The following is a 25,552-nucleotide window of genomic DNA, read 5'->3' on the forward strand; positions in this document are numbered from 1 at the left end:
TGTGAACCGCGCCCCTGGCCCCCGCTGATGACACATTGCCGGGCGGCGAGGGGCGCGGTTCGTCAACCAGAGTTTCCGAGAGGGCTGAATCGCTCCCATGGCGAAGATCCTGAAGTTCGACGAGGACGCCCGTCGCGCCCTTGAGCGCGGCGTCAACAAGCTTGCCGACACGGTCAAGGTGACGATCGGTCCCAAGGGCCGCAACGTCGTCATCGACAAGAAGTTCGGCGCGCCGACCATCACCAACGACGGTGTGACGATCGCCCGCGAGGTCGAGGTCGAGGACCCGTACGAGAACCTCGGCGCCCAGCTGGTGAAGGAGGTGGCGACCAAGACCAACGACATCGCGGGTGACGGCACCACCACCGCCACCGTCCTGGCCCAGGCGCTGGTCCGCGAGGGTCTGCGCAACGTGGCCGCGGGTGCCTCCCCGGCCGCCCTGAAGAAGGGCATCGACGCCGCGGTCAAGGCCGTCTCCGACGAGCTGCTCGCTTCGGCCCGTCCGATCGACGACAAGGCCGACATCGCCGCGGTGGCCGCGCTCTCCGCGCAGGACCAGCAGGTCGGCGAGCTCATCGCCGAGGCCATGGACAAGGTCGGCAAGGACGGTGTCATCACCGTCGAGGAGTCCAACACCTTCGGCCTGGAGCTCGACTTCACCGAGGGCATGGCCTTCGACAAGGGCTACCTGTCCCCGTACATGGTCAGCGACCAGGAGCGTATGGAGGCCGTCCTCGACGACCCGTACATCCTGATCCACCAGGGCAAGATCTCCGCGATCACGGACCTGCTCCCGCTGCTGGAGAAGGTCATCCAGGCCGGCTCCTCCAAGCCGCTCCTGATCATCGCCGAGGACGTCGAGGGCGAGGCCCTGTCGACCCTGGTCGTCAACAAGATCCGCGGCACGTTCAACGCCGTCGCGGTCAAGGCCCCCGGCTTCGGCGACCGCCGCAAGGCGATGCTCGGCGACATGGCCGCCCTCACCGGCGCCACCGTCATCGCCGAGGAGGTCGGCCTCAAGCTCGACCAGGCCGGTCTGGAGGTGCTCGGCACCGCCCGCCGCGTCACCGTCACCAAGGACGACACCACGATCGTCGACGGCGGCGGCAACAGCGACGACGTGCTCGGCCGGGTCAACCAGATCAAGGCCGAGATCGAGACCACGGACTCCGACTGGGACCGCGAGAAGCTCCAGGAGCGCCTCGCGAAGCTGGCCGGCGGCGTGTGCGTCATCAAGGTCGGCGCCGCCACCGAGGTGGAGCTGAAGGAGAAGAAGCACCGTCTGGAGGACGCGATCTCCGCGACCCGCGCCGCGGTCGAGGAGGGCATCGTCTCCGGTGGTGGCTCCGCGCTGGTCCACGCCGTCAAGGTGCTGGACGGCAACCTCGGCAAGGAGGGCGACGAGGCCACCGGTGTGGCGGTCGTCCGCCGCGCCGCCGTCGAGCCGCTGCGCTGGATCGCCGAGAACGCGGGCCTCGAGGGCTACGTCATCACCTCCAAGGTCTCCGAGCTCGACAAGGGCCAGGGCTTCAACGCCGCCACCGGCGAGTACGGCGACCTGATCAAGGCCGGCGTCATCGACCCGGTCAAGGTCACCCGCTCGGCCCTGGAGAACGCCGCCTCCATCGCCTCCCTGCTGCTCACGACCGAGACCCTGGTCGTCGAGAAGAAGGAAGAGGAGCCGGCGGACGCGGGCCACGGCCACGGTCACGGCCACTCCCACTGACGCCTGCCGAGCGTCACCGAGGCCCGGTGCCCCCGTCGCGGGGGCACCGGGCCTCGGTGTTTTCGCCGCGGGACACCGGGTCCCGTGTTCCCCGCGCCGTCATGCCGAGCGGTCCAGCTCCGACGGGCGCACCGGGTCGGCGAACGGCACCCCCTTCGTGTACCGCTCCAGCTCGTCCAGCGCCCGGTCCGCCATGCGGTGCAGCTCGTTGCCGAGCGAGCCCGCGACGTGCGGGGTGAGCAGCACGTTCGGCAGGGAGTAGAGGGGGGAGTCCTGGGGCGGCGGCTCGGGGTCGGTGACATCGAGGACGGCGTCGAGCCGGCCCGCGGTGAGGTGCGGGAGCAGGGCGGCCCCGTCGACCAGGGAGCCGCGCGAGGTGTTGACGAGCGTCGCGCCGTCCCGCATCAGGGCGAGCTGCGGAGCGCCGATCATATGGCGGGTGGCCGGCAGTTGCGGGGCGTGCACGGACACGATGTCCGCCCGGGCGCACAGCTCGTCCAGACCGGCCGGGAGGACACCGAGCGCGGCGGCCTCGCCGGGCGTGACGTACGGGTCGTACAGCAGCACCTGGAGGTCGAAGGGGCGCAGCAGCTCGATCACCCGGCGGCCGATGCGGGACGCCCCCACGATGCCGACCGTCCGGCGGTGGTTGCCGCTGTCGGCGAGTTCGCTCAGCCAGTCGTGCTCGGCGCGCAGCTCCGCGTACCGCCGCGCGGCGCGCAGCACGCGCTTGCCGGCCAGCAGGATGACGGCCAGCGTGTACTCGGCGACGGGCAGGGTGTTGGCCGCGGCCGCCGAGGCGACCGTGATGCCGCGTTCCCAGCAGGCCCCGGTGACATGGTGCTTGACCGACCCGGCGGCGTGGACGACGGCACGCAGGCGCGGGGCCCGGTCCAGGACGGCCGCGGTGAGCGGCGTGGCGCCCCAGCAGGTGAACAGCACCTCCGCCTCGGCGAGCGCGGCCGCGACCGGGGGCGTGGGGGCGGCCAGGTCGTGGGCGACCAGCCGCGGGTCGGTGCGCGCCAGCGCGGTGAGGCGGGCGCGGTGGGCGTCGGTGAGCAGGCGCCCGGCGATGCCGGGGCCCATGGCGAGCAGCAGCGCGGGGCGCCGGGGGGACCGGTCGCCGGGGACGGGGTGCATCGGGGGCGTGCTCCTCTCGTACGGCCTGGGGCCGGCCGGTGGCGCTGGAGCGAGACGGTAACGAAACCCGGCCCCGGCACGGGAGTACCCCGCCGCCGGTTCCCCCTCCCCGCGCCGCCCTGGCGCCGGGCGCGGCGGACGCCCGGGGGCGGCGGCGTCGACGGGCCGGCGGCCTACCGCGGCCCGTACTTGCGGCCCGCGCGGGAGCTCACGCCGCCGAGCAGGCCGCGCGGCGCCAGTTTCACCACGCCCATCAGGGCCTTGTAGCGCGGGTCGGGCACCGACAGGGTCCTGCCCCGGGCCAGATCGGCCAGCGCCGAGGCGACGAGCTTGTCCGCGTCGAGCCACATCCAGCCCGGGATGTTGTCCGTGCCCATCCCGGCCCGCTCGTGGAACTCCGTGCGCACGAAGCCCGGGCACAGCGCCATCAGCCGCACCCCGCTGCCCGCCAGGTCGCGCGCGGCGCCCTGGGTGAACTGCACGACCCACGCCTTCGACGCCCCGTACGTACCGCGCGGCACGAACGCGGCCACCGACGCGACGTTCACCACGCCGCCCCGGCCCCGGTCCCGCATCGACGCCGTCGCGGCCGACGTCAGCCGCAGCACCGCCTCGCAGTGCACCTTCAGCATCCTCAGCTCGTCGGCCATGGACACCTCCAGGAACCGGCCCTTGTTGCCGAAGCCGGCGTTGTTGATGAGCAGGTCCACCGGTCGCTTGCGGTCGGACAGCCTCGCCTCCACCGCGGCGATGCCGTCCTCCTCGGCCAGGTCGGCGGCCAGGACCTCGGCCTCGATCCCATGCCGGTCGTGCAGCTCGGTCGCCTGCTCCCGCAGCCGCTTCACGTCCCGGGCCACCAGCACCACGTCGCGGCCGTCCGCCGCCAGCCGCCGCGCGAAGGCGGCCCCGATCCCCGCCGTCGCGCCCGTAATCAGTGCAGTCGTCATACGCGGCACGTTAGTGCCCCGCGGCCACACCGGGGCGCCCGGTCCCACGGGGCTGTGGACGAAGCCGCCCGCCATATACGGAGTGTCAGGATCCGCCCGGGCGTAGGCGTCCGGCGCCGCCGGCTACGAGGCGTGCCGCGCGGCGTACTTCAGGGCGGCCTCGCGCACCTCGGGGTCCAGCGCGCCGCCCGCCGCGAGCGTGCGCGGCAGCAGCGCCCGCTCGATGGTGAACGCCCGGAAGGCCAGAGCGACCGTCACGTCGTGGTCCGGCCGGTGCACCACCTCGATCGGGTCCCCCGCCCGTATCTCGCCCGGCTCGACGACCCGCAGGTACGGTCCCGGCGCGGCGCGCAGCGTGAACCGCCGCACCCAGCCCTTCTCGCCCAGCCAGCTCGCGAACGTCCGGCACGGCACCCGGCCGGACGCCACCTCCAGGACCGCCGTCCCGCCGACCCGCCAACGCTCCCCTATGAGCGCGGCGTTCACGTCGAACCCCTCGGTGGTGAGGTTCTCCCCGAAGGCGCCGTTGGCGAGGGGCCGCCCCAACTCGCCCTGCCAGTGGTCCAGGTCCTCGCGCGCGAACGCGTACACCGCCTGGTGGGTCCCCCCGTGGTGCCGCAGGTCGCAGACCGTGTCCCCGGCCACCCCGCTCGCGCCCGCGCCCTTGGGCCCCGGATCGGCCACCCGTACCGGACCCTCGGCCGGCCGCTTGTCGATGCCCGTGGTGCCGCTCGGCGCATCGGTGTAGTCCACGGCCTTGGGCCGCCCCACGTTGACGGTCAGAACTCTCATGGCGACACGCTAATGCGGGCCTACTCAAAGCGGCCAGCGGATATTTCGCGTGCGACCCAAGCAAGGCTTATATTCGAGGGGTGATCGAAGCTCGACACCTGCGCGTCCTCCGCGCCGTCGCCGGCACCGGCTCCTTCTCCGCGGCCGCGCGCGAACTGGGGTGCACCCAGCCCGCCGTCAGCCAGCAGATGAAGGCGCTCGAGTCCTCGGCGGGCACCCCCCTGCTGGTCCGTACGGGCCGGGAGATGCGCCTCACCCAGGCCGGCGAGGCGCTCGTCCGCCACGCCTCCGGCATCCTGGCGGGCCTGACCGCGGCCGAGGAGGAGATCGCCGCCATCGCGGGGCTGCGCGCCGGGCGTGTCCGGCTGGTCTCGTTCTCCAGCGGCAGCTCGACCCTGGTCCCCACCGCCCTCGCCGAGCTCCGCGCCGCCCATCCCGGCACCCAGGTGTCCCTGGTCGAGGCCGAGCCGCCCCGGTCGGTCGAGATGCTCCGCGACGGCGACTGCGACGTGGCGCTCGCCTTCCGCTACCGCCCGGCCGTCTCGGAGTGGGACGACCTGGTCGTCCGCCCGCTCCTCGCCGACCGCCTGGTCGGCCTCGTCCCGGAGGGGCACCGGCTGGCCGACGCGGAGGCCGTGGCGATCGGGGAGCTGGCCGAGGAGTCGTGGATCGCGGGCTGCCCGCGATGCCGCCGCCAGCTCGTCGAGGTGTGCGAGGGCGCCGGTTTCACCCCGCGCATCGACTTCGCGACGGACGACTACCCGGCGGTAATCGGCCTGGTCGGCGCGGGCCTCGGGGTCGCGGTCCTGCCCGAGCTGGCCCTCCGCTCGGTCCGCCCCCGGGGTGCCCGGACGGTCGCGGTGGAACCGCCCGTCGAGCGGGAGATCGTCGCCCTCACCCTCCCGGACCTCGCCAAGGTCCCCGCCGTCGCGGCCACCCTCGACCGGCTCACCCGCGCGGCCGCCCTCGTCTGAGGCACCGGGCCCGGGCCCGTACCGGAGGGGGGCCCGGGGCGGCCGCCCCGCGGTGCCGTGCGGGGGGCGCCCCGCCGCCCGTGTCCGGTAAATGCAGAAACGTTCCTTCAGGCGCGTGCCGGGCTTCCCGGCGATGTCGTGACGAGACGGTTGCGGGCTCGTCCCATGAGTTCCTCGCGCTCGTCCTCGGTGAGGCCGCCCCATACGCCGTAGGGCTCCCGCACGGCCAGCGCGTGGGCCGCGCACTCCGCGCGGACCGGGCACCGCATGCAGACCTCTTTCGCCGAGTTCTCGCGCGCACTCCGCGCCGCGCCGCGCTCCCCCTCGGGGTGGAAGAAGAGCGAACTGTCGACCCCCCGGCAGGCCGCGAGGAGCTGCCAGTCCCACAGGTCGGCGTTGGGTCCGGGAAGGCGGGAGAAATCTGCCATAGCGCATGTCCCCTTGGTTCCGGTACTGAGCGGGTGAGTGGGCTGATACAGCCACGACCGTACAACTACTGTCTTAGTAGATGTAAATATGACTCATTGCGAATCTAGCCACAGACACCAACAAAGTGAAGGAAAAGCCGCTAAATGGGGCATAGCTCTGGGTGAACCCACGGTGACCTGCGTCGCTCTCCTCCGTACGCGCTCCCTCACGTAGAGTGCCGAAGGGGGAGGGCGGACCCGTAACTCTTTCGAGTGACCGTCGTTGAGAGTGCGGAGGCGGTTGAAAGAACAAGCGCTCGGGCGGATGTCCGGGGGCGTCAACCGCACAGGTGACGATACGTAACCAGCCTGGAGGCTCAAGGTGACGCGCATCAGCTGCGGAGGACGGCCATGACATCCGTCCTCGTCTGCGACGACTCCCCGCTTGCCCGAGAAGCGCTCCGCCGCGCCGTCGCGACGGTGCCCGGCGTCGAGCGCGTGACGACCGCGGCCAACGGCGAGGAAGTCCTCCGCCGCTGGGGCGCGGACCGCTCGGACCTGATTCTGATGGACGTACGCATGCCCGGTCTGGGCGGTGTGGAGACCGTCCGCCGGCTGCTCTCCGCGGACCCCGGCGCCCGCATCATCATGCTCACCGTCGCCGAGGACCTGGACGGCGTGGCGCTCGCCGTCGCCGCCGGTGCCCGTGGCTACCTGCACAAGGACGCCTCGCGTGCCGAGCTGCGGGCCACGGTCACCCAGGCCCTCGCCGACCCGACCTGGCGGCTCGCCCCGCGCCGGCTGCGCTCCGCCGAGATGGGCGCCGCGCCCACCCTCACCGCACGCGAGATCCAGGTGCTGGAGGGCATGAGCCACGGCCGCTCCAACGCCGAGATCGGCCGTGAGCTCTTCCTTTCCGAGGACACGGTGAAGACGCACGCCAGGAGGCTCTTCAAGAAGCTGGGCGCATCGGACCGGGCGCACGCCGTCGCGCTCGGCTTCCGCTGGGGCCTGGTGCGCTAGCGCGTGACCGTATCGATCCCCGTCCGCCGCCCGGCGGACGGGGCGGCGGAGGTCGGATATCCGTTTCCGGGCCGATGCCGCATCCTTGAAGGGTGGAGTTCCTCGGGGACGAGTCGATCGAGCGGGAGGGGAGGGCGCAGGAGATGACGTCCGGCGCACCTGCTCATAACGCTTCGGTGCACAACAGTGGACGCGGTGCCACGGACGGGCGACCGCCAAGGCACCATGGACCGATGCGCGACGACGAGGCGGCCCAGGCCCACGGGGCCATCGGTGCACTCGTACACCGTGCGGTCGACGGCGACGAGCAGGCCACGCACGACCTCCTGGCCCATGTCCACCCCCTTGCCCTGCGCTACTGCCGTACACGGCTCAACCGCCTGCCCGGTGACGCCCGCCACTTCGTCGAGGACCTCGCCCAGGAGGTCTGCGTCGCGGTGCTGATGGCGCTGCCGCGCTACAAGGACACCGGACGGCCCTTCGAGGCCTTCGTCTTCGCCATCGCCGGTCACAAGGTCGCCGACCTCCAGCGGGCCGCCATGCGCCACCCGGGCTCCACCGCCGTTCCCTCCGACGAGATGCCGGAGCGGCCCGACGACTCCCTGGGGCCTGAGGAGCGCGCGCTGCTCAGCGACGACGCCGAGTGGGCCAAGCGCCTGCTCGCCAACCTCCCGGAGAACCAGCGCGAGCTGCTGGTGCTGCGGGTCGCGGTCGGCCTGACCGCCGAGGAGACCGGCCAGATGCTCGGGATGTCGCCGGGCGCGGTCCGGGTCGCCCAGCACCGCGCGCTCAGCCGTCTGCGGGCGCTCGCCGAGCAGTGAGCCGTCCGGGCCGCACCGCTCCCGGAGGGCCGCCACGCGCGCGTGCGGCCGTACGTGTGAACGTACGAACCTTCCGGGTGATCTTGCTCGTGGAATGAGACACGGCCGCGGGCCGTTAGCATGGACATCCGCACCGATCAAGGCCATTTGGGGAAGGTGTCATGACTGCCAACGTCGACGGAGTGCCCGAGAAATTCGCGACACTCGGGCTGACCTACGACGACGTGCTGCTGCTGCCGGGCGCGTCCGACATGGCGCCCGACCAGATCGACACTGCCTCGTACATCTCCAAGAACGTACGGGTGAACATCCCGCTGCTGTCCGCGGCCATGGACAAGGTCACCGAGGCCCGGATGGCCATCGCCATGGCCCGCCAGGGCGGCGTCGGCGTGCTGCACCGCAACCTGTCCATCGCCGACCAGGCCAACCAGGTCGACCTGGTCAAGCGCTCCGAGTCCGGCATGGTGACCGACCCGATCACCGTCCACCCGGACGCCACGCTCGCCGAGGCCGACGCCATCTGCGGCAAGTTCCGCATCAGCGGCGTCCCCGTCACCGACCAGGCGGGCAAGCTCCTCGGCATCGTGACCAACCGCGACATGGCCTTCGAGACCGACCGCACCCAGCAGGTGCGCGACGTCATGACGCCCATGCCGCTGGTCACCGGCAAGGTCGGCATCTCCGGCGTCGACGCCATGGAGCTGCTGCGCCGCCACAAGATCGAGAAGCTGCCGCTCGTCGACGACGCCGGCCTCCTCAAGGGCCTCATCACCGTCAAGGACTTCGTCAAGGCGGAGAAGTACCCGAACGCGGCGAAGGACAAGGAGGGCCGGCTGCTGGTCGGCGCCGCCGTCGGTGTCGCGGGCGACGCCTTCGAGCGCGCCCAGGCGCTGATCGAGGCGGGCGTCGACTTCATCGTCGTCGACACCGCGCACGGCCACTCCCGCCTCGTCGGCGAGATGGTCGCCAAGATCAAGTCGAACTCCTCGGTGGACGTCATCGGCGGCAACGTCGCCACCCGCGACGGCGCCCAGGCGCTGATCGACGCCGGTGTCGACGGCATCAAGGTCGGTGTCGGCCCCGGCTCCATCTGCACCACCCGCGTGGTCGCCGGTATCGGCGTCCCGCAGGTCACCGCCATCTACGAGGCCTCCCTCGCCGCCAAGGCGGCCGGCGTCCCGGTCATCGGCGACGGCGGCCTCCAGTACTCCGGCGACATCGCCAAGGCGCTGGTCGCCGGCGCCGACACGGTGATGCTCGGCTCGCTGCTCGCGGGCTGCGAGGAGTCGCCGGGCGAGCTGATGTTCATCAACGGCAAGCAGTTCAAGTCGTACCGCGGCATGGGTTCCCTCGGCGCCATGCAGTCCCGCGGCGAGCAGCGGTCCTTCTCCAAGGACCGGTACTTCCAGGAGGGCGTCGCCTCCGACGAGAAGCTGGTGCCCGAGGGCATCGAGGGCCAGGTGCCCTTCCGCGGCCCGCTCTCCGCGGTCGTCCACCAGCTCGTCGGCGGCCTGCGCCAGTCGATGTTCTACGTCGGCGGCCGCACCGTTCCGGAGCTCCAGGAGCGCGGCCGGTTCGTCCGGATCACGTCGGCGGGCCTCAAGGAGAGCCACCCGCACGACATCCAGATGACGGTCGAGGCGCCGAACTACAGCAGGAAGTAGTCCACGCGCGCGTGAGGGGGCGGTTCCGGCATGCGGCCGGAACCGCCCCCCGCGCGTGTGTCGGGGATACTGGTAGGCGCAGACGTAGAGGGAAAGGCCACACATCGTGACTGAGATCGAGATCGGGCGCGGCAAGCGCGGCCGCAGGGCGTACGCGTTCGACGACATCGCCGTCGTACCGAGCCGGCGCACCCGGGACCCGAAGGAGGTCTCGATCGCCTGGCAGATCGACGCCTACCGGTTCGAGCTGCCCTTCCTGGCCGCTCCGATGGACTCGGTGGTCTCCCCGCAGACCGCGATCCGCATCGGGCAGCTCGGCGGCCTGGGCGTGCTGAACCTCGAGGGCCTGTGGACCCGGTACGAGGACCCGCAGCCGCTGCTCGACGAGATCGCCGAGCTGGACGAGGCGAACGCCACCCGCCGTCTGCAGGAGATCTACGCGGCGCCGATCCAGGAGGAGCTGATCGGGCGGCGCATCAAGGAGGTGCGCGACTCGGGCGTGGTCACCGCCGCCGCGCTCTCCCCGCAGCGCACCGCCCAGTTCTCCAAGGCCGTCGTGGACGCCGGGGTGGACATCTTCGTCATCCGCGGTACGACGGTCTCCGCCGAGCACGTGTCGGGCGCCGCCGAGCCGCTGAACCTGAAGCAGTTCATCTACGAGCTCGACGTCCCCGTCATCGTCGGCGGCTGTGCCACCTACACCGCCGCCCTGCACCTGATGCGCACCGGCGCGGCCGGCGTCCTGGTGGGCTTCGGCGGCGGCGCCGCGCACACCACCCGTAACGTGCTGGGTATCCAGGTCCCGATGGCGACCGCCGTCGCGGACGTGGCGGCCGCGCGCCGGGACTACATGGACGAGTCCGGCGGCCGGTACGTCCACGTCATCGCGGACGGCGGTGTGGGCTGGTCGGGCGACCTGCCCAAGGCGATCGCGTGCGGCGCGGACTCGGTGATGATCGGCTCCCCGCTCGCGCGGGCGACCGACGCGCCGGGCAAGGGCCACCACTGGGGCATGGAGGCCGTCCACGAGGACGTGCCGCGCGGCAAGCTGGTCGACCTCGGCATCGTCGGGACGACCGAGGAGATCCTGTCCGGTCCCTCGCACTCGCCGGACGGGTCGGCGAACTTCTTCGGCGCCCTGCGCCGCGCGATGGCGACGACGGGCTACAGCGAGCTCAAGGAGTTCCAGCGCGTCGAGGTCACGGTCGCGGACGCGCAGCACAAGCGCTGAGACCGACGGAAAGGGCCCGCACCGATCCCGGTGCGGGCCCTTACGCGTGCGTGGCGGCCGCTCAGTCGTTGGCCTTCTTGGCGCCACCGAAGGCGGCGACGGCGCCGATGGCGAGGAAGACGTACGACATGGCGTCGGCGTTCTCCTTCCACAGGTCGGCCAGCGAACCGAAGTCCTCCATGAGGATCTCGGGCGCGGACCCTCCGAGGGTGTTGCTGATGACGACCGCGACGGCGACCAGCTGGCCGAGGTAGACGGCGCCGATCGACAGGATCGCGGCGATCACCGGCAGGGCCGGGTTGCGGCCGCCGACCTTGGCGGCGACGAAGCCGACCAGGAAGCCGACGCCCAGCGCGGCGTACCCGATCTCGCGCTCGATGGCGCCGCCTATCGCGCCGTACGCGACAGCGGCGACCACGGCCGCGACGAGCGCGGCGACCAGGCCGAGCGCGACGTTGTTCCGCGCGGGGGCCGGGGCGGGCGCGGTCGGGTACGGGGTCTGGCCGGCGAACGGGTTGCCGGGCGGCGGTACGGGCTGGCTCATGCTGGGAAATCCCCCCTGAAAGCGGCACAGTACCTATGCGCACCTGGGCACATAAGGTCTGTGTTAAGTAGAGGCCCGGAGACTAACAGGCCGCTGTGACAGCCGCGCGCCCGTATCCGTTCCCCTGTTCGGCCGACGCCCGGACGGGTGTCACAGGCGGTGGGCCGCGCCCGCCGGGGTGACGCCCCGGGTGTCCAGGAGCAACTGGGCCTTCACGGCGAGTCCTTGCAGGTCGTACGTGCGGTGGTGCTGGAGAAGCACCGTCAGGTCGGCCGCGGCGGCGGCCTCGTACAGGGAGTCCGCGCGGGGGACCGGGACGTCGCGGACGCGCCAGTCGGCGACGTAGGGGTCGTGGTAGCTGACCACAGCGCCCATGTCCATCAGGCGGCGGCCGATCTCGGCCGCGGGTGAACCCTCCTGGTCGGCCAGGTCCGGTTTGTAGGTGACGCCCAGCAGCAGGACGCGGGCGCCGCGGGCGGACTTGCCGTGCTCGTTGAGGAGCGTGGCGCAGCGCCGGATGACGTACTGCGGCATGCGTTCGTTGACCTGGCCCGCCAGCTCCACCAGGCGCAGCGGGCGGTGGGCGCCGATGGTGTCCACCGGGACGCCGTGACCGCCGACGCCGGGGCCGGGCCGGAAGGCCTGGAACCCGAAGGGCTTGGTCTCGGCGCACCGGATGACGTCCCACAGGTCGACGCCGAGTTCGTGGCAGAGCACCGCCATCTCGTTGACCAGGGCGATGTTGACGTGGCGGAAGTTGGTTTCCAGCACCTTCACGGTCTCGGCCTCGCGGGTGCCGCGGGCCCGGACGACCTTGTCGGTGAGGCGGCCGTAGAAGGCGGCGGCCGATTCGGTGCAGGCGGGCGTGAGGCCGCCGATGACCTTGGGGGTATGGGCGACGCCGTGGGCGCGGTTGCCCGGGTCCAGTCGTCCGGGGGAGTACGCCAGGTGGAAGTCGCGGCCGGCCCTGAGGCCCGAGCCGGCTTCCAGCAGGGGGCGCAGCACGTCCTCGGTGGTGCCGGGGTGGACGGGCGACTCCAGCAGGACGGTGGTGTTGGGGCGCAGCCGGGCCGCCAGCGCGCGCGCCGCCCCGGCCACGGCGGTCAGGTCGGGTGTGCGGTCGGGGCCGAGGGGGGTGGGGGCGCAGATGACCGCGGTACGGACCCGGCCCAGCTCCGTGGGGTTGGTGGTCGGCCGGAAGCCCCCCGAGAGCATCCGGCGGATCTCCGAGGCGGTCAGCGAGCCGTCGACCGGGGGTCGCCCCGCCGCCAGCTCCGCCACGGGGCGGGGGTCGGTGTCGTAGCCGATGGTGTCGATCCCGGCGGCTGTGGCGGCTTGGGCGAGGGGCAGTCCGAGGTGGCCGAGGCCGATGACGGCGAGGTCTGCGGGCATGGGTGATGCCGTCCTTCCCAGTAGCCGGAGTGGACGAGACGCGCAAGTCCTGTGGACAGAACGAGCGCAACGCAATGTCAGACTAGGCGTAAATATGACCGTTATGCGGCATTGCGGGCCGCAGTTCCGCCGAGTGTTGTCCACAGGCGGTGGCTGAAGTCGGAGGGGCGGGACAGAATCGAGTCGTGGGCCCGGCCGCACGGCGGGCGCACGGGCCGGACCGGCCGCACGGCGGGCACGGAGGAGAGGCGAAGGGCCGCACGGACCGCACGGACGCCCGTGCCCCGGCCGACGGGGCCGGGGCAGGACCGCACGACCGCACGACCGCACGAGGCCCGCGGGGGCCGACGAGGACCACGCGGGGCACCACACCCGGGGGCGATGGGAGGCAGCGGTGAGGACAGCGACACTGGGACCCGCCGAGCGCGCGGAGGCGCTGGCGGCCATGGCCGATCGCGAACTGGACGTGCTGGTCGTGGGCGCCGGGGTGGTGGGGGCCGGCACGGCACTCGACGCGGCGACACGCGGGCTGGCGACCGGGCTGGTGGAGGCGCGCGACTGGGCGTCGGGCACCTCCAGCCGGTCCAGCAAGCTGATCCACGGCGGGCTGCGCTATCTGGAGATGCTCGACTTCGCGCTCGTACGGGAGGCGCTGAAGGAGCGCGGGCTGCTGCTGGGGCGGCTGGCCCCGCACCTGGTGAAGCCGGTGCCGTTCCTCTACCCGCTCCAGCACAAGGGCTGGGAGCGGTTCTACGCCGGGTCGGGCGTCGCGCTGTACGACGCGATGTCCGTCTCGTCGGGGCACGGACGCGGACTGCCCGTGCACCGGCACCTGACGCGGCGGCAGGCGCTGCGGGTGGCGCCCGCGCTGCGGAAGGACGCCCTGGTCGGGGCGTTGCAGTACTACGACGCCCAGATGGACGACGCGCGGTTCGTCACGACGCTGGTGCGCACGGCGGCGAGCTACGGCGCGCACGCGGCCAACCGGGCGCGGGTCGTCGGCTTCCTCCGCGAGGGGGAGCGCGTGGTCGGTGCCCGGGTGCGGGACGTGGAGGCGGGCGGCGAGTACGAGGTGCGCGCCAAACAGGTCGTCAACGCCACCGGTGTGTGGACGGACGACACCCAGGCCCTCATCGGGGAGCGGGGCCAGTTCCACGTACGGGCCTCGAAGGGCATCCACCTGGTCGTCCCCAAGGACCGGATCCACTCCACCACCGGTCTGATCCTGCGCACCGAGAAGTCGGTTCTGTTCGTCATCCCGTGGGGACGCCACTGGATCGTCGGGACCACCGACACCGACTGGGACCTGGACAAGGCCCATCCGGCGGCGTCCAGCGCGGACATCGACTACCTGCTGGAGCACGTCAACAGCGTGCTGGCGGTGCCGCTCACCCGGGACGACGTGCAGGGTGTGTACGCGGGGCTGCGGCCGCTGCTGGCCGGCGAGTCCGACGCGACCAGCAAGCTGTCGCGCGAGCACACCGTGGCCCACCCGGTGCCCGGCCTGGTGGTCGTGGCGGGCGGCAAGTACACCACCTACCGGGTGATGGCCAAGGACGCGGTCGACGCGGCGGTGCACGGTCTCGACGCGCGGGTGGCGGCCTGCGTCACCGAGGACGTGCCGCTGATGGGCGCCGAGGGGTACCGGGCGCTGTGGAACGCGCGCGCCAGGATCGCCGCCCGGACGGGTCTTCACGTGGCGCGCGTCGAGCACCTGTTGAACCGGTACGGCTCGATGGCGCAGGAGGTGCTGGAACTGGTCGTGGCCGACCCGAAGCTCGGTGAACCGCTCGGCGGCGCCGACGACTACCTGCGGGCCGAGGTCGTCTACGCCGCCTCCCACGAGGGCGCCCGGCACCTGGACGACGTACTGACCCGGCGCACCCGGATCTCCATCGAGACCTTCGACCGGGGCACGCGCTGCGCCCGCGAGGCGGCCGGGCTGATGGCACCCGTCCTGGGATGGGACGAGGGGCACGTCGAGCGGGAGGTGGAGCACTACGAGAAGCGGGTGGAGGCCGAGCGTGAATCGCAGCGGCAGCCGGACGACCTGACCGCGGACGCCGCCCGCCTGGGCGCGCCGGACATCGTCCCGCTGTAACCGGGTGGCCCGGGCGCGCCGGCCCGGGTCCGTCGGGCGGGGGCTCGTCGATCCGGGGCTCGTCGTCCCGGGGCCGCCGGTGGGGGCGCGCGGGGGCCGGATTCAGCGCGCCCCGGCACGGGGCGGGGCGGCGCCGCAGAACTCGGCTTCGAGGAGCGCCGGTTCCAGGGTGGCGAGGGTGTCGACCGGCACGGCGTCCGTGTTGACGCGGAAGGTGACGGTCCGCCGGCCGTCGCCGGTCGCGGCGCTGCGGACGTAGCCGCCGGGGACACGGCCGTTGTGGCCCCACACCGTGGTGCCGCAGGACAGCGTGTGCGGATAGATGCCCAGGGCGTAGACGCCGTGCGTCGGGCGGGTGTCGAGGAGCGCGCGGAGCTGGGGCGGGGGGAGGAGGCGGCCGGTGAGGAGAGCCGCGTAGAAGCGGTTCAGGTCGTCGAGGGTGCTGATGAGTTCACCCGCCGCGTCGGCGGTGCGCGGGTCGAACACGGTGACGTCCCGTCCGGCGGCGTCGTAGGCCCCGCCGTGCGGGGCGGGCAGGGCGCTGCGGGAGCCGGGGAAGGACGTGCCCTTCAGACGCAGGGGGGTGATGATGCGCCGGTGGGCCTCGGCCGCGTAGGGGTGCCGGGTGACCCGCTCGATGACCAGGCCCAGCAGGACGTAGTTGGTGTTGGAGTACGTGTAACGGCCGAGGGGACCCGGCGGGTCGTCCATGACGCGGTGGACGGCCTCGCGCGCGGCGGTCCCCGCCGTGGGGGACCGGCCGTCACCGTGGGCGGTGTAGTCCGGCAGCCCGCTGGTGTGGGTGAGCAGCGCCCGCAGCGTCACGTTGCGGGCGGCGCCGGCGGGTACCAGTCCGGGCAGGTGGCGGCCCAGGGGGTCGTCGAGGTGCAGCCTGCCCTCGGCGGCGAGTTGGAGCACCACCGTCGCGATGAACGTCTTGGTGACGCTGCCCGCCCGGAACCGGTCGGCGCGGTCGATCCCCGGCCCGGCGGCCTGGAACCGTGAAGCGGTGGGCGAGTCGGCCAGCATCGCCGCGGCCGGGGCATGGCCCTCGGAGACGAGTCGCGGTAGAACGGCGGAGGGAGGGGTGGGGGAGGGTTCCCCGGAGAGCTGGCCGGCGCCCAGCCCGAGCAGGGCGGTGACCAGCGGAGCGGCGAGCCGGGCGCGGGGCAGTGGCATCGTGGGGTCCCTCCTTCGGGGGCCATCCTGGCGGACTGAGGACCCGGGAGATTCACCGGTCCCGGAGTGAGAGACAATGGACGCTCTTCCAGGGCGGGTTACCGCATCGCGCGGAAGCGGCAGGCGCGGGCGAGGATCAGGGATCGCAGAGGGGACGCATGTCGGGAGCGGAGCAGTCGCGGAACGCGGCTCGGGAACCTCAGCGGGACACGGCGGAATCGGGTGCCGGAGCGGACGGGCCGGACACGAAGCCCGGCGCCGTACCGGCCGAGGACGCACCCGCCACGCCGGGTACCGAGCCGGTCAAGGACGCCACCATGAAGCTGAGCGCGAGCCGGCCCGGAGCGGCGGCCGGCAGATCGGGCGGCCCCTCGGGCGGGAGCAAGGGCCACGACACGGGCGCGGACCGGGACACCGGCGCCGGTACGGGCGGTTCCGTACCCGGCCCCCGGTCGGACGGGGACGCGCGGGCGGCCACGCCCGGTGACGCCACCGGTAAGGACGCGGGCCCGGAGCGGGCCGCGGGCCGCAAGGGCGCGGCGAGCTCGGCTGACGGTGACGGCGATGGTGACGGGACGTCGGGCGAGGCGCCGGCGTCCAGCGGCGCGGAGGCGGGCGGCCGTTCGGTGCCGCCGGCCCGCGTGGGCACGGCCGGCGACGCCCGGGCTGCCGACCCGGCCAAGGCACCCAGGACCGCCCAGGGGGCGTCCAAGGCGCCCAAGGACTCCGGGAGCCCCGAGGACGCCACGGCGGGCCCGGCTGCGCCCAGGGACGGCAAGGCGGCGGCGCCCAAGGGCGCCACGGCGGGCCCGGCGGCGTCCGAGGACGGCAAGGCAGCGGCACCGGCGGAGGCCGGGGCCAAGCCGGCCGCGGCCGCCGGCGGGCGCGGCACCGCGCGGGCCGGCGCCACGCCGGCCCCCCGCCCGGCCTCCGAGGGACGGCTCCTCGCCGGCCGCTACCGGCTCGGCGCCGTCCTGGGCCGCGGTGGCATGGGCACGGTCTGGAGGGCCGTCGACGAGACGCTCGGACGCACCGTCGCCGTCAAGGAACTGCGCTTCCCCAGCAGCATCGACGAGGACGAGAAGCGCCGCCTCATCACGCGCACCCTCCGCGAGGCCAAGGCCATCGCCCGGATCCGCAACAACGGCGCCGTGACCGTCTACGACGTCGTCGACGAGGACGACCGGCCCTGGATCGTCATGGAGCTGATCGAGGGCAAGTCGCTCGCCGACGCCATCCGCGAGGACGGCGTCCTCACGCCCCGGCGCGCGGCCGAGGTCGGGCTCGCCATCCTCGACGTGCTGCGCTCCGCGCACCGCGAGGGCATCCTGCACCGCGACGTGAAGCCGTCCAACGTCCTCATCGCGGACGACGGCCGGGTCGTCCTCACGGACTTCGGCATCGCCCAGGTCGAGGGCGACCCGTCCATCACGTCGACGGGCATGCTCGTCGGCGCGCCCTCGTACATCTCGCCCGAGCGGGCCCGCGGCCACAAGCCCGGCCCGGCGGCGGACATGTGGTCGCTGGGCGGCCTGCTCTACGCGTGCGTGGAGGGCTGCCCGCCGTACGACAAGGGCTCCGCCATCGCGACGCTGACCGCCGTGATGACCGAGCAGCTCGACCCGCCGAAGAACGCGGGCCCGCTGGAGGAGGTCATCTACGGCCTGCTCCACAAGGACCCGGCCAAGCGCCTCGACGACGCGGGCGCCCGGGTGCTGCTCAACGACGTGATCCACGCGCCCGAGGCGGTGGCGGCGACCGCCTCCGAGCCGTCGCCGGAGGTCACCCGTATTGTCCCGTTGCTCCCGCTGCCCGGCGAGGAGGCCACCGCCAAGCCCAAGGAGGCCGACGACCCGGCCGCCGAGCGGATGCGCGGCGCGCTGCGCTCGGTGCGCAACGCGGCGGCGTTCGCCAAGGCGGAGCCGGCGGCCGGGCCGCGGACCGCCGAGCGCTCCGCGCCGGTCGCGCCCGCGCGGGCGCCGCTCACCGACGTGGTGCCGCGCCGGACGCTGGTCCTCATCGCGGTGGTCGTGGTGCTCGCGGTGCTCGCCACCGTGCTCGTCCTCACCCTGGGCGGTGACGACGACAAGGGCGCCAAGGGCGGGGGCACGCCCGGCACCGACCGGACGGCGTCGGCCGGGTCCGCCGTCGCGCAGGGCGCCACGGGCGGCAACGCCGGCCGGCCGGACGGCGAGCAGGGCGAGGAGCAGGGCGGCGCGAAGCCCGGTGAGCAGACCGCCACCGGCGGCGCCGGCACCGGGGGCTCCGGGAGCGGCGCCGCCAAGCCCTCCGGCGGTCCCTCGGCGGGCACCGGCGGCACGTCGCTCCCGGCCGGGTACGTCATGGTCGACGACGGGCAGTTCCACTTCGGCATGGCCATGCCGTCGGACTTCCGGAAGACGTCCATAGCGGGACAGAACTCGGGCGGGATCTACAGCCGCGGCGGTGGGTTCCCGCGCGTCCAGGTGGACTTCACCAAAAGCCCCAAGGACGACGCCGCGGCCGCCTGGGGGGCCGCCTGGCTCGGTCTGAAGGCCAGTGTCAGTGGCTACCGGCACCATGGGATCGACAAGGTGGACTACAAGGGCTACCCGACGGTCGCCGACTGGAAGTTCGAGCGCGAGCAGAACGGGAAGCGGGTACGGGTGCTCAACCGGGGCTTCAAGGTCGACGCCACGCACGGCTACGCGATCATGATCACCTGTGAGTCCGCGGAGTGGGACGGCGCGGAGTGCCGGACGCTGCGGGACACGGCGTTCGCGACGTTCAGCCCCAAGGACTGACCGGGGCCACGTATCGTGAGAGCTCGTGGACCGTACGCAGCCGGAATCGGCGGGTAACTGCACGTCGGACGACCGGGTTTGACGGGTTGACGGGTTCAACGGGCTCGTACGGTCCGTGAAACCGGGGGACAGCGCGCTCGTGGGGAGGCGGCGTCGTGGACGAGTACGCGGGAAGGGTGCTGGCCGACCGCTATCGCCTGCCCCTGCCGCCCTCCGACGAGTACGAACTCGTGGAGACGCGCGCCTTCGACACCTACAGCGGGCAGGAAGTGCTGGTCCGGCAGCTTCCGCTGCCGGAAGTCGTGGACGCGGAGGTCATGGAGCCCGAGGGCCCGTACGGGCCGGCGACGCCGCCCGGTGTGCGTGTGCCCCCGCGTGGGGCGGCCGCCTCCGGTCGGGCGGTCCGGCGGTCCGGCGACCCCGCCGTCCGGCGCGCCATCGAGGCCGCGCAGGCGGCGGCCCAGATCCCGGACCATCCCCGGCTCGACCAGGTCTTCGACGTCTTCGCCGAGGCCGGGTCCCTGTGGATAGTGAGTGAACTGATCGCGGCCCGGCCCCTGGCGGCCCTGCTCGCGGAGAATCCGCTCAGCCCGTACCGGGCGGCCGAGATCGGCTCGGACGTGCTGACCGCGCTGCGCGCGCTGCACGCCCACGGGTGGGTGCACCGCAACATCACGTCGCGCACGGTGCTGGTGTGCGACGACGGGCGGGTCGTGCTGACGGGCCTCGCGGCGGGCGCCGCCGAGGAGGCCCTGTGCGGCTACGCCCCGGTCCCCGACCCGGACGCCGACGACGACTTCCCGCCCCCGCCGCCTTCTTCGGGGCCCGTCCCCGCACCGCTCCCGGCCCTCGCCCCCGGGTACGAGCCGGCCGCACCGACGCTGCCGGGCCCGTCCGCGCCCGCGCTCCCCGAGGCGCCCGGCGCCGGCACGCCCGGCCCCGAGGGGCGCGCCTCCCGGGCCGGCGCCATCGCCGCCTACCAGGCGGGTGTGCGTGCCGCGGCCCGGGCCGAGGAGGCCGGCGCAGCCCTCTCGCTCCCGCCCCCGCCGCTGGGCCCCGCGGCCCCGGCGGGCGGCACCCCGGAGGAGTACCAGCCCCGGTGGTGGTCCCGGGCCGCGGAGCTGGACGACGACGAGGACGACGACACCGGCGAGGGGGAGGACGGGGGCCGGGGCCCGCGCCGCGCCCTGCTGGCCGGTACCTGGAGCGACGGGCCGGGCACCGGGCCGGGCTCCGTCCCGGCGGGCGGGGGCGTCTCCCCGTACGGCACCCGGGACGCGCTGCGCGCCGACGCCCGGCGCCAGGCCCGCACCTCCGACCCGTCCCGCACCCCCGACCCGTCCCGCGCCCCCGATCCCTCTCGCACCCCGGGCGCGGACCACGCCTCCGGCCCGGACCCCGCCGGCGATCCCGCCGGGCCGGGCCGCTGGGACGAGGTCGTGGCCGGCGGCGCGGCCACCGCTCCCCGCTACCGGGGCCCCGCCACGCCCCTGGCCGCCGAGCGCGCCCGCCAGGCCCGGATCGCCGTCGTCGGAGCCGTCACCGAGCGGTGGGCGCCCGAGCAGGCCGGGCCCGTCCACGACACCTGGCAGCTCGCGCCGCCCATCGGCCCCGCCACCGACCTGTGGGCGCTGGGCGCGCTGCTCTACCGCGCCGTCCAGGGCCACGCCCCCTACCCGGAGGAGAACGCCGCCGAGCTGGTCCAGATGGTCTGCGCCGAGCCCCCCGCGTTCGCCGAGGAGTGCGGCCCGCTGCGCCCGGTCGTGGAATCGCTGCTGCGCCAGGACCCCACCGAGCGCCCCGACTTCGAGGAGCTGCGCGGCTGGCTGCGCTCGCTCGTCCGGTCGGCGCCGGAGCCCGACGCGGGCACCGGGGTCGTCCCGATGCCGTCCGTCGACGCCACCCGGCTGCCCGTCGTGCGCCGCCGGGGCGAACTGGTCCGCAGACGCCGCCCCGGCGCGCCCGGCACCACCCACGGCCGCCACCGGCACAGCAGGAGGACCGGCCCCGCGAAGGGCGCCGCGAGCGCCGCCCGGCCCCGCGCCCCGCGCGCCCTCGGCCGTACGCTCCTGGTGGCCATCCTGCTGGTGCTCGCCGCCGCCGTGGCGTACGCCCTGGTGTTCATGCCCGAGGCGGAGCCCCGCACCGGGGGGCAGGCCCCGCAGCAGCCCCGGCCGTCCCAGGGGACCCGAGGGCCCCAGCAGCCGCAGGACCCGCAGCAGCCGGATCCGTCCCAGCAGCAGCCCGCGCCGAGCGGCCCGGCACCCTCCACCAACACCGTCACCCCCGACTCCCCGGACCCGGCCGCCGGTTATACGGTGCGTGACGATCCGGAGGGCTTCCGGGTGGGCGTCGACAGGACCTGGCGGCGCAGCCCCATCAACGACGTCGGGCAGGTCCGTTACACCGGCGGCGACTTCACCCTGATCGTCGTCCCGGGCCGGGACACGATCCTGACGGGCGGCAGCGACCCCCTGGAGTACCAGCGCACCAAGGAGCGCGAACTCCAGCCGTGGCGGGACAGCAGCTGGGCCACCGCGTCCGGTCTGCGACGGGTGGACGTGGGCCGACAGGTCATGGCGGAAGGGCAGTTCACCTGGTCGGACGCCAACGGCCAGGAGGTGTACGTGCGGAACCTGGCCCTGGTCATCGGCGACCGCTACCACGTCGTCCAGGTCATCGGTCCGGAGAGCCAGCGCGACAAGGTGTCCGAGATCTACCAACAGGCCGTCGGCGCCTACCGGTCGACCCGCTAGCCGGTGCCCGCCCGGCCGCCCACACACCGCAAATGCGTCCGAAACCCCGGTTGCGGATCACAGAGCGGTCTCCTTGGCAACCCCGAGGTTTCGGCCACGGCACAACCCTCCGTAACCTGGAGACCGAAGGAACGGGCGGGGGACAGTGGAACATTCACCAGGCATGGGCGCGGGACTCGTGCTCGCCGGACGCTACCGGCTGAGCGAGGCCATCGGCCGCGGGGGCATGGGCAAGGTCTGGCGCGCCCACGACGAACTGCTGCACCGCACCGTCGCCGTCAAGGAACTCACGGCCGGGAAGTACGTGTCCGAGGCGGACCGGGCCGTCCTGCACGCCCGGACGCAGAAGGAGGCGCGCGCCGCCGCCCGCATCACCCACCCCGGCGTGGTCACCGTCCACGACGTGCTGGAGCACGACGACCGTCCGTGGATCGTGATGCAGTACGTCGACGGGCCCTCGCTCGCGGACGCCGCCAAGGCGGCCGAAAATCGCCGTATCGACGCCCGGGAGGCCGCCCGTGTGGGACTGCACGTCCTGGGCGCCCTGCGGGCCGCGCACGCCGCCGGAGTGCTGCACCGGGACGTCAAGCCCGGCAACGTCCTGCTCGCCCGCGACGGGCGGGTGCTGCTCACCGACTTCGGGATCGCCGCCATCGAGGGCGACTCCACCATCACCCGCACCGGGGAACTCGTCGGCTCCATCGAGTACCTGGCACCCGAGCGGGTACGGGGCGGCGACCCGGGCCCCGCCTCCGACCTCTGGTCCCTGGGCGCCACGCTCTACACCGCCGTCGAGGGCACCCCGCCCTTCCACCGCACGTCCCCCCTGAGCGTCATGCAGGCCGTGGTGACCGAGGAACCGCCGCCCGCCGAGCACGCCGGCGCCCTCGCGCCCGTCATCGTCGCCCTGCTGCGCAAGGACCCGGCCGACCGCCCGGACGCCGCCGAGGCCGAACGCATGCTGCTGGAGGCGATGGAGGGCCGTACCCCGGCCGCTGCGCAGGCGTACGTCCCCACACGGTCCATGAGCCGCGAGGACCTGCCGGCCGCCGCGCGACTCGCCGAGCCCGGGGGACGGGGCACCGCCGGGCGCGACGCGCCGGACGGGGCCACGGAGGACGGCCCGGCCGAGGACGGGGCCGCCGGGGACCGCGGGGCCGCGGGGGGCCACGCGGACGCCACCCCGCACGCCGCCGGGGGCACCGGTGCCACCCGCACCGCCACCACCGGCCCGGGGACGACAAGGCCCCTGCCGCGCCCGGGCGGTGAGGACGCCGCCGCCGGCTCCGGGACCCGCCCGGGCACCCCGTCCGCCCCCGGCCGCCCGGGCACCGCGGGCACGCCCCGTGACCGGTCCGCCGGTGACGCGTCCGGGCGCCCCCGGCGTTGGCGGGCGGTGGCCCTCATGACCGTCCTCGCCGCCGTCGTGGGCGGCGCCGCGGGTTTCGCCGTGATGCGGTACGGGAACGACGACACGGCCCGCGCCGCCACGGCCGACCGGGACGGACGGGCACCGTCGGTCCCCGACGGCTGGAACCGGGTCGAGGACCCATCGGGTTTCAGCCTTCTCGTCCCGGAGGGCTGGAAGCGCCGGGCGGAGGGCGGTCAGATCGATTACACGCCCGACAACGGCCGCCACCTCATCCGTATCAGCGCCGACGCCTCACCGGACTTCGAGAATCCTTGCCTGCACATGCTCGACATCGAGAAAGGGCTGAAGAAGCGGCTTCCCCGGTATGAGCGGAAGAAGCTGCACACGAACACGTTCCGTGATCAACTGGAATCCTGTCTGTGGGAGTTCAGCTGGGTCGAGAAGAACGCCAACGCGGGCGAGCGGCACGCGATCGACCAGGTGTACTACACGGACGACGGAACCGAGTACGCGTTGTTCATGTCCGCTCCCGCGGCCGACTGGCCGGTGACCCGGGAGCAGTTCGACATCGTGCTGCGCGGCTGGCGTCCCGCCGAGGAGTGACCCTCGGCGCGAGCAGAGGGGATGTGCCGTGTCCGGATCGGGGCAACAGCGGCGGATCGTCGGACGCTACCGGCTGGAGGCCCGGCTCGGTCGGGGAGGCATGGGCACGGTCTGGCGGGCGTACGACGAGTTGCTCGGCCGCCGTGTCGCCGTCAAGGAGCTCCACGTCGACGTGGGGACCGCCGTCCACCCCACGCTCCGCGAGGCGCGTGCCATCGCGCGCGTGCACCATCCGCACATCGTCTGCGTCCACGACGTGGTCGAGGAGGACGGCGTCCCGTACATCGTGATGGAGCTGGTCGAGGGCGGCTCGCTCGCCGAGCGGATCGCCCGGAACGGCCCGCTCGACGCGCGGGAGGCGGCCCGCGTCGGCCTGGCGCTTCTGAGCGCCCTGCGGGCCGCGCACGCGCTGGGCGTGCTGCACCGGGACCTGAAGCCCGCCAACGTCCTGCTGGAGGAGGGGACCGGACGGGTCGTCCTCACCGACTTCGGCATCGCCCAGCTCGCCGGCTCGACGACGATCACGGAGGCGGGGATGTTCGTCGGCTCGCCCGAGTACACCGCACCCGAGCGGATGCAGGGCGCGCAGGCGGGGCCGGAGACGGACCTGTGGTCCTTGGGGGCGCTGTTGTGCGCCACGCTCACCGGCCAGTCGCCGTTCCACCGCGACTCGCTGGGCGGGGTGCTGCACGCGGTGGTCGAGGAGGACTTCCGGCCGCCCGCCGCGGCGGGACCGCTGCTGCCCGTCGTACGGGGCCTGTTGCAGCGGGACCCGGCCCGGCGGATGGGCGCGGGCGAGGCCGAACGGGTGCTGCGGGCGTACGCGGAGTCGGGGCGGCCGCCGCGCGGGTACGAGGGGCGGGGGTACGAGGGACGTGCCGGCGAGGCGCGCGGGTACGAGGCGCGCGGACAGGGGCGGCGCGGGTACGGGGTGGCCGACGACGCCCCGGTGTCCCACGGCGGCCGGGCGGCCGGCGCCGCCGACCCGTACGCCGACGCCGTCCCGCCCCACGCGGACGCCCCGCGCCCCGGACCCTCCGACGCCGTACCCGATCCCGCCGGCCCCGACGGCCGCGCGGACGCCCGCCCCCGCGCCCGTGACCGCGTCCGCCCCGGGAACCGCGTCCGCCCCGACCGCCGTGACCGTGACCGCGACGGCGACCGCGGCGACCGGGCCCGCAGCGGCGACCGCACCGACCGCCGCCACCGCACCGACCGCACCGGCGACCGCGGCCCCGACCACCCCCGCGCCCCGGGCCGCGCCGCCCCGCCCCACGGGACGGACGCCGTCCCCCCGCGCGCGGGCCACCCGTCCCGGCACCGGCTCCGTACGCCCCTGGTGGCCGCCGCGCTGCTGGTGGCCCTCGCCGGGGCGGGCGCCGCGGGCGTCCTGCTGCTGAAGGGCCACGGCGACGGCGGGGGCGGCGGGGGCGGCCGGCGCACCGCCACCGCGTCCCCCTCGCCGGACACGCCCACCGCCCCCAACACCCCGGGCGCGGCCGCCGGCACCGGCGCCGGTCCGGGCGTCACCGGCGGCCCGTCGTCCCGTCCGCCCGCCGCCACGGCGGGCACCCCGTCGCCCCGCGTCCCGGCCGGCTACCGCTCCAGCTCCGATCCGCGCGGGTTCTCGCTGACCGTCCCCCAGGGGTACGCGCGCTCCACCGACGGCAGACGGGTCTACTACACGGCGCCCGACCGGGCGTTGCGCATCGGCGTCCGCGTCCAGGCCCCGGCCGCCGGCGGCCCGCTCGGCCACATGCGCCGCGCCCACGCGAACGGCCCGCGCGACCAGCCCGGTTACCGCCAGGCGAAGGTCACCCCGACGACGCACAACGGGCTTCCGGCCGCGCTCAGGGAGTTCACCTGGGACGGCTTCTCGCACACGGAGGGCCCCCGGCGGACCTACGACATCTGCTGGGACGAGGGCGGCCGGATGTACGACGTGTGGGTCTCGGCGCCGGTGCCGCGGCTGGACGAGCTGAAGCGTCACTTCGACACCGTTCTCGATTCCTTCCGGGTACGGCACCCCTGATCAGGGCTTATTTGCCAGTGAACGCTGGCACGGTGTGAGCGCCCGGTGAAAAGCTGTTACCGGCG

Annotated in this window: 18 protein-coding genes; 11 read left to right on the forward strand and 7 right to left on the reverse strand. The window is 74.1% G+C overall.

What is annotated here, in order from left to right; all coding sequences use genetic code 11:
* The first annotated feature begins 97 nt into the window (after positions 1 to 97).
* On the forward strand, positions 98 to 1,726 hold the full coding sequence (gene groL / locus ACZ7LK_RS06985) for a chaperonin GroEL (protein ID WP_392272493.1): 1,629 nt from the start codon (positions 98 to 100) through the stop codon (positions 1,724 to 1,726).
* A gap of 99 nt (positions 1,727 to 1,825) precedes the next feature.
* Here the strand turns inward: groL and ACZ7LK_RS06990 are convergent, their stop codons facing one another.
* From ACZ7LK_RS06990 to ACZ7LK_RS07000, 3 genes are all read right to left on the reverse strand, one after another.
* Positions 1,826 to 2,866, reverse strand: a complete 1,041-nt coding sequence (locus tag ACZ7LK_RS06990) for a hydroxyacid dehydrogenase (RefSeq protein WP_471138793.1) — start codon at positions 2,864 to 2,866, stop codon at positions 1,826 to 1,828.
* Between the two features lie 173 nt (positions 2,867 to 3,039).
* Positions 3,040 to 3,813 carry an SDR family NAD(P)-dependent oxidoreductase gene (locus ACZ7LK_RS06995; protein ID WP_392272491.1) on the reverse strand — a complete coding sequence of 258 codons (774 nt, stop codon included), beginning with the start codon at positions 3,811 to 3,813 and terminating at the stop codon, positions 3,040 to 3,042.
* Between the two features lie 123 nt (positions 3,814 to 3,936).
* A complete protein-coding gene (locus tag ACZ7LK_RS07000) occupies positions 3,937 to 4,605 on the reverse strand; it encodes an MOSC domain-containing protein (protein WP_392272490.1) in 669 nt (222 codons plus the stop codon).
* Positions 4,606 to 4,685: 80 nt separating this feature from the next.
* On the opposite strand from ACZ7LK_RS07000, the gene ACZ7LK_RS07005 reads away from it, so the two are divergent.
* Positions 4,686 to 5,579 (forward strand): LysR family transcriptional regulator, encoded by an 894-nt coding sequence (locus tag ACZ7LK_RS07005; protein ID WP_392272489.1) that lies wholly within the window; start codon positions 4,686 to 4,688, stop codon positions 5,577 to 5,579.
* A 107-nt stretch (positions 5,580 to 5,686) separates the two neighbouring features.
* Here ACZ7LK_RS07005 and ACZ7LK_RS07010 read toward each other — a convergent pair whose 3' ends face one another.
* On the reverse strand, positions 5,687 to 6,007 hold the full coding sequence (locus ACZ7LK_RS07010) for a WhiB family transcriptional regulator (RefSeq protein WP_392272488.1): 321 nt from the start codon (positions 6,005 to 6,007) through the stop codon (positions 5,687 to 5,689).
* A gap of 390 nt (positions 6,008 to 6,397) precedes the next feature.
* Between ACZ7LK_RS07010 and ACZ7LK_RS07015 the strand changes: the two genes are divergently transcribed.
* The 4 genes from ACZ7LK_RS07015 (at position 6,398) to ACZ7LK_RS07030 (ending at position 10,725) form a co-directional block, all read left to right on the forward strand.
* Positions 6,398 to 7,009, forward strand: a complete 612-nt coding sequence (locus tag ACZ7LK_RS07015; protein ID WP_003948568.1) for a response regulator transcription factor — start codon at positions 6,398 to 6,400, stop codon at positions 7,007 to 7,009.
* Positions 7,010 to 7,242: 233 nt separating this feature from the next.
* Positions 7,243 to 7,830: a sigma-70 family RNA polymerase sigma factor gene (locus ACZ7LK_RS07020; RefSeq protein WP_392272487.1), complete on the forward strand. Its 588-nt coding sequence runs from the start codon at positions 7,243 to 7,245 to the stop codon at positions 7,828 to 7,830.
* A 161-nt stretch (positions 7,831 to 7,991) separates the two neighbouring features.
* Positions 7,992 to 9,494 carry an IMP dehydrogenase gene (gene guaB, locus ACZ7LK_RS07025; RefSeq protein WP_392272486.1) on the forward strand — a complete coding sequence of 501 codons (1,503 nt, stop codon included), beginning with the start codon at positions 7,992 to 7,994 and terminating at the stop codon, positions 9,492 to 9,494.
* A 106-nt stretch (positions 9,495 to 9,600) separates the two neighbouring features.
* The gene (locus tag ACZ7LK_RS07030) at positions 9,601 to 10,725 is read left to right on the forward strand and encodes a GuaB3 family IMP dehydrogenase-related protein (RefSeq protein WP_392272485.1); all 1,125 of its coding nucleotides are present in this window, start codon (positions 9,601 to 9,603) and stop codon (positions 10,723 to 10,725) included.
* A gap of 61 nt (positions 10,726 to 10,786) precedes the next feature.
* Here the strand turns inward: ACZ7LK_RS07030 and ACZ7LK_RS07035 are convergent, their stop codons facing one another.
* Together ACZ7LK_RS07035 and ACZ7LK_RS07040 are read right to left on the reverse strand one after the other, a co-directional pair.
* Entirely contained in the window at positions 10,787 to 11,269 is a 483-nt protein-coding gene (locus ACZ7LK_RS07035) for a hypothetical protein (protein ID WP_392272484.1), read from the reverse strand.
* Positions 11,270 to 11,419: 150 nt separating this feature from the next.
* A complete protein-coding gene (locus ACZ7LK_RS07040) occupies positions 11,420 to 12,661 on the reverse strand; it encodes a nucleotide sugar dehydrogenase (protein WP_392272483.1) in 1,242 nt (413 codons plus the stop codon).
* 394 nt (positions 12,662 to 13,055) lie between these two features.
* Here ACZ7LK_RS07040 and ACZ7LK_RS07045 point away from each other — a divergent pair, with 394 nt between their 5' ends.
* Positions 13,056 to 14,762, forward strand: a complete 1,707-nt coding sequence (locus tag ACZ7LK_RS07045) for a glycerol-3-phosphate dehydrogenase/oxidase (RefSeq protein WP_392272482.1) — start codon at positions 13,056 to 13,058, stop codon at positions 14,760 to 14,762.
* Positions 14,763 to 14,864: 102 nt separating this feature from the next.
* Here ACZ7LK_RS07045 and ACZ7LK_RS07050 read toward each other — a convergent pair whose 3' ends face one another.
* Positions 14,865 to 15,941: a serine hydrolase domain-containing protein gene (locus ACZ7LK_RS07050; protein WP_471138801.1), complete on the reverse strand. Its 1,077-nt coding sequence runs from the start codon at positions 15,939 to 15,941 to the stop codon at positions 14,865 to 14,867.
* 317 nt (positions 15,942 to 16,258) lie between these two features.
* Between ACZ7LK_RS07050 and ACZ7LK_RS07055 the strand changes: the two genes are divergently transcribed.
* The 4 genes from ACZ7LK_RS07055 to ACZ7LK_RS07070 all read left to right on the forward strand — a co-directional run bounded on the left by ACZ7LK_RS07055 (position 16,259) and on the right by ACZ7LK_RS07070 (position 25,487).
* Positions 16,259 to 18,724 (forward strand): serine/threonine-protein kinase, encoded by a 2,466-nt coding sequence (locus ACZ7LK_RS07055; protein WP_471138804.1) that lies wholly within the window; start codon positions 16,259 to 16,261, stop codon positions 18,722 to 18,724.
* A 155-nt stretch (positions 18,725 to 18,879) separates the two neighbouring features.
* Positions 18,880 to 21,480 carry a protein kinase gene (locus ACZ7LK_RS07060; RefSeq protein WP_471138806.1) on the forward strand — a complete coding sequence of 867 codons (2,601 nt, stop codon included), beginning with the start codon at positions 18,880 to 18,882 and terminating at the stop codon, positions 21,478 to 21,480.
* 163 nt (positions 21,481 to 21,643) lie between these two features.
* Positions 21,644 to 23,455 (forward strand): serine/threonine-protein kinase, encoded by a 1,812-nt coding sequence (locus tag ACZ7LK_RS07065; RefSeq protein ID WP_471138808.1) that lies wholly within the window; start codon positions 21,644 to 21,646, stop codon positions 23,453 to 23,455.
* Between the two features lie 100 nt (positions 23,456 to 23,555).
* Positions 23,556 to 25,487: a serine/threonine-protein kinase gene (locus tag ACZ7LK_RS07070; RefSeq protein WP_471138811.1), complete on the forward strand. Its 1,932-nt coding sequence runs from the start codon at positions 23,556 to 23,558 to the stop codon at positions 25,485 to 25,487.
* The last annotated feature ends 65 nt before the right edge of the window (positions 25,488 to 25,552 follow it).

This window comes from Streptomyces sp. NPDC039423 (assembly GCF_055598725.1).